The sequence below is a fragment of the Micromonospora sp. KC207 genome, assembly GCF_004348615.1.
Lineage (GTDB): Bacteria > Actinomycetota > Actinomycetes > Mycobacteriales > Micromonosporaceae > Micromonospora.
This window is the reverse complement of the sequence record NZ_SMKJ01000414.1, coordinates 1-4,317: the sequence shown is the minus strand read 5'-3', so window position 1 is coordinate 4,317 and position 4,317 is coordinate 1. Positions and strand designations below refer to the sequence as shown.

Sequence of the window (4,317 nt, the reverse complement as noted above, 5' to 3'; positions counted from 1 at the left end):
GGGTGAAGACGTCCGAGGTCGCCGCCGCCGACCAGGCGGTCTCCGGGACGGCGTCGACGAGGGCGCGGACGACCGGGGCGTCGCGCCACTGGTCCTGCTCGGCGAGGAGGCTGAGCGCGACCACCGACTCCTCGACCTCGCCGACGCACTCGAACGGCTTGTGCCCGTCCACGCCGAGCAGCTCCCGGTACCCGGGGATCTGGGTCTCGTCGGCCAGCAGGTCCCCGCCGAAGATGCGCACGACCCGCTCGCGCGGCATGAACGGCGCCATGGCCAGGAAGACGAACCGGCACTTCGGGCAGTCGCGGCACCAGCGCTCGCTCGCGTCGCGCAGCTTGAACGCGGCGTTGCAGCTCGTCACCACGTCGTCGTACCGGTCGATCTCGGCGAAGAGCCGGGCGATGTGCAGCTCGGACAGCGAGCGCAGCAGCGAGAAGTACGGCTCGGTGAGCCCGGCGTGCTCGGCCAGCGCTGCCCGCAGCAACCCTTCGGCCTCCACCCCCTTGGACCACTGGTGGTTGATCTCGTGTCCGTTCCAGACCAGGTTCGGGTCGGACGCGGACCGCTCGTTGGACATCACCACCGGGCCGAGCCTGTTGAGCACCGCCGTGGCGACCGCGATCAGCGAGTTGATCGCGGTGACCGGGATGTGCCCGTTGCGGGCGCCGGCGGCGTTGAGGTCGAACAGCACCGGGTCGATGCGCCGCCGGGCCGAGAGGGGGGCCAGCCCGGACGCCTCGTTGACCGCGACGATGACGTGGTTCGGGTTCACCGAGAACGGCACCGGGTCGAGGCCGGCGCGGCGCAGCGCCTCCAGGCTGACGATGGAGTCCTTGCCACCGCCGACGGCAGACAGGGGCCGCAGGTCCGAGTTGTCGTACCCGCGGGCGGGCGGCACCGACCCCGCGGGGATCTCCGGGGTCAGTTCCAGCACGTGCGGGAGCTGGTTGCGGTACGCGTACTCGGCGAGGCCCTTGGTGTAGACGGCCGCGACCAGCGCGGCGGCGGCCTCGCCCAGCGGCGCCGGCAGCACCAGCCGGCGGGGCGCGGCGGCCTTGTAGTAGCTGACGCCGGCGACCACGTGCAGCAGTTCCAGGACCCGACCGAGGGTCGCCACCGTGGCGTCGGACGGCGGCTCGGCCGGCAGCGGCAGGGTGATCACCTCGGTGAACCGCTGCTCGCCGTCGGGACCGGTGAGGGCGTAGTCGAACAACGCCTCGCCGGTGGCGAGGTCGATCGAGTAGGACGGGAAGGTGAAGGCGTCCATCCGCCGGAGCTGCTCGTTGGGCACACGCCATACTAGGCCCTGGTTCGTCCGGTCGTGCCCGGCTGCGCCGGACCGGCCCGCTGACCTGCCCCACCGTGGAGGAGATCACCTGTGCGCCTGTCTGACCTGCGCGGACGTACCGTCGCCGTCTGGGGCGCCGGCCGGGAGGGCCGGGCGGCGGTGATCGCGATCGCCGCGCACGGCCCGGCGGACCTGGTCGCGGTCGACGACAGCGCCAACTTCCTGGCCCTGCCCTGGGAGGGGCCGCTGGCCGAGGCGGCCCCGCTGGTCACCGGCGAGGAGGGCTTCGCCCGGCTGGCCGCCGCCGAGGTGGTGGTCCGCTCGCCCGGGGTGCCGAACACCCACCCGTGGCTGGTCGAGCTGCGCGGCCGGGGCGTCACCGTCACCCAGGGCAGCGCGCTGTGGATGGCCGACCACGCCCGGCGGACCGTCGGGGTGACCGGCAGCAAGGGCAAGTCCACCACGTCCAGCCTGATCAGCCACCTGCTCACGGCGGTCGACCGGCCGAACGTCTTCGGCGGCAACATCGGGGTGCCGCTGCTCGACCTGCCCGACGCCGACCTGTACGTGCTGGAGTTGTCCAGCTACCAGTGCGCCGACCTGACCGACTCGCCCCGCGTCGCGGTGGTCACCGCGCTCTTTCCCGAGCACCTCGACGCGCACGGCGGCGAGCGGGAGTACTACCGGGACAAGCTCAACCTGCTCGCGCACGGGCCGCAGACGATCGTGGTCAACGGGGCGGACCCGCGGCTCGTCGCCGAGTTGGGCGACCGGCCAGCCGTGCGCGCCGGCTCCCCGGACACCACGCACGTGGCCCCGGGCCCGGACGGCACGCCCTGGTTCCACCTCGGCGACCGGCCGCTGTTTCCGCGCGCGGTGCTGCCCCTGGTGGGTCGGCACAACGAGGGCAACCTCTGCGTCGCCCTCGCCGTGCTCGCAGCGCTCGGTGTCGACGTGGTGGCCCGCGCCGACGCCCTCGCGGTCGCGGTCGCCGGGTTCCAGGGCCTGGCCCACCGGCTCACCGAGATCGCCGACCCGTCGGGCCTCACCTTCGTCGACGACACCCTGGCCACCAGCCCGTACGCGGCGATGCACGCCATCGACGCGTACGAGGGGCGGCCGGTGACGGTGATCGTCGGCGGCGCCGACCGGGGGCTGGACTACGCCCCGCTGCGGGAGCACCTGGCCGAGCGGGAGATCACCGTGCTCGGCATCCCGGACAGCGGGCAGCGGATCGTGGCCACCCTGGCCGGGCTGCCGCGGGTGCGGGCCGAAGTGGTGGACGACCTGGTGGCCGCCGTGCGCCGGGCCCGGGAGTTGACCCCGGCCGACGGGGTGGTGCTGCTCTCGCCGGCCGCGCCCAGCTACGGCCGGTTCCGCAACTTCGAGCACCGCTCCGAGGTCTTCGCCGAGGCGGTCCGGGACACCGCCGGCCACCCCGCCCGCTAGCCGCGCCGGGCGGCCTTGACCGGGGTCCAGGCGAACGCGAGGCAGCCGCCGACCAGCGCGAGCAGCATCCCGACGAAGAACCCGCCCAGGTTGGAGGTCAGCCAGGAGACCAGGGCGAGCACCAGGGAGACGAGCGCGTAGAAGAGCCGCTGCGGCGGGTGGGCCAGGAGCAGCACGCCGCACAGCAGCAGGATGACCGGCACGAGGTAGCCGGCCAGCCCCTGCGGCCCGATGTGCAGGATCACCGGCAGCGGCGCGCGCAGTGTCACGAGGATCTCGGTGCCGCCGATGGCCACGAGCAGGCCACCCCAGAAGGGGCGGCTGCGCCGCCAGGCCCGCCACCGGCCGACCGTCCGCCCGGCGCCGCCGGAGATCGGCCCCCCGGCGGGACCGTCGACCCGGGGCGCCACGCCACCCTCGGGCATCTCAGCAGCCTTCGGCGGTGAACCGCATCCGCAGGTTCGGCAGGGTGAACACGGCGGCCGTGGTCGCGTAGTTGTTCTGCCGCAGCCCCGTGATGGTCACCTTGTCGGCCTGCTGGCCGAAGACGCCCGGGTTGCCCCGCACGCCGGGCACCTTGTCCAGCGTGCTGGCGTCCTGGCCGATGTCGATCGACGTGAACGACGCGTTGCCGGAGATTTCGTCGGAGTCGACGACGAGGGTGCGGGCGCTCACCGGTTTCCCGTTGTTGCCGGCGGTGAGCTTCATGTACATGCCGCCGAGGTTGATGCTCTGGCACAGGTTGGTCAGCTCGGCCTTGTCGATCGCCGAGACGAGCACGACGACCTGGCCGCCGGTGTCGCCCTGGTTGGGGCTGTCCTCGATCATCTGGTCGAGGGTGGCGAACTGCTCGAACCCGGTCCCGTCGAGCTTGTCGGCGGTGACGACGAAGGGCATGCCGGAGATCGCGAACTGCGCGCCGAGCACCCCCTGGGCGGTGAGCAGCACCATTCCGGCGGCACCGATTCCGGCGGCGGCCAGGCTGACCGCGAACCGCCGCCAGCGCACGCCGCCGGAGGGCGGGACCGGCTCGGTGGGTACGGTGTCGTCCGACATGACGGCTCCTCTTCGAGATCGATTTGTCCGCGACAATGCGGGAGTCCGCGTCGCGGAGCGGGCCGGTGATCTGAATTGGTTGCGCACGGCGTGTTGGGTGTCGTCGCAGGGCGAAGTTACCGCTGGGTAAAGGGTGGGTCAACACCGATGTCCAGTTGAGTCGGTCGATCTGCGAAATGTGGCTGATAGTGAGAAACCGCAGCGGTTTCTGACCGTGCGACGGCGGTCAGGTCGAGGGCCGGGGCGACCCGGCCGTGGCGCTCAGGCGTCCCGTCGGGGTGGCCGCGCCGGGTCGACGGCGCAGGGAGCGGTGACGCCCCCGGCTCCCGCGTCGGCCGCCCGTGCCACCCGGCCACCGGCCTCCGGGCCGAGAAACGGCGCGGTCATCGCGTACGTCAGGACGGGCAGGAGTTGGGGCAGTTCGGCGGTGCGCCCCTGGCTCACCCGGTGCCGCAGGGTGCCGTAGATGCCACCGACCACAGTGGTCACCAGCAGGTCGTCCTCCTCGGGGGACAGGGGTGACC

General features: G+C 72.9%; 4 protein-coding genes and 1 pseudogene. 1 reads left to right on the top strand and 4 read right to left on the bottom strand.

Annotated elements, in window-relative coordinates; translation table 11 throughout:
• Positions 1-1,291 (bottom strand): hypothetical protein (locus E1258_RS30350; RefSeq protein ID WP_132407137.1); only part of this gene is annotated, 1,291 nt, incomplete at its 3' end.
• Positions 1,292-1,378: 87 nt separating this feature from the next.
• On the opposite strand from E1258_RS30350, the gene murD reads away from it, so the two are divergent.
• On the top strand, positions 1,379-2,737 hold the full coding sequence (gene murD / locus E1258_RS34145; protein WP_207919826.1) for a UDP-N-acetylmuramoyl-L-alanine--D-glutamate ligase: 1,359 nt from the start codon (positions 1,379-1,381) through the stop codon (positions 2,735-2,737).
• Here the strand turns inward: murD and E1258_RS30335 are convergent.
• The 3 genes and pseudogenes from E1258_RS30335 to E1258_RS30325 form a co-directional block, all read right to left on the bottom strand.
• Complete coding sequence (locus E1258_RS30335; RefSeq protein WP_243715787.1) at positions 2,734-3,162, bottom strand: DUF6114 domain-containing protein; 429 nt, start codon at positions 3,160-3,162, stop codon at positions 2,734-2,736. The two genes, murD and E1258_RS30335, sit on opposite strands and share 4 nt — an antisense overlap.
• A 1-nt stretch (position 3,163) precedes the next feature.
• A complete protein-coding gene (locus tag E1258_RS30330; RefSeq protein WP_132407133.1) occupies positions 3,164-3,793 on the bottom strand; it encodes a DUF6230 family protein in 630 nt (209 codons plus the stop codon).
• Between the two features lie 261 nt (positions 3,794-4,054).
• A pseudogene (locus E1258_RS30325) lies at positions 4,055-4,317 on the bottom strand (hypothetical protein); the annotation flags it as partial.

Coding starts and splice junctions, on each gene's coding strand:
- E1258_RS30330 (WP_132407133.1), bottom strand. CDS start 3,793: ATGTCGGACGACACCGTACCCACCGAGCCGGTCCCGCCCTCCGGCGGC.
- E1258_RS30335 (WP_243715787.1), bottom strand. CDS start 3,162: ATGCCCGAGGGTGGCGTGGCGCCCCGGGTCGACGGTCCCGCCGGGGGG.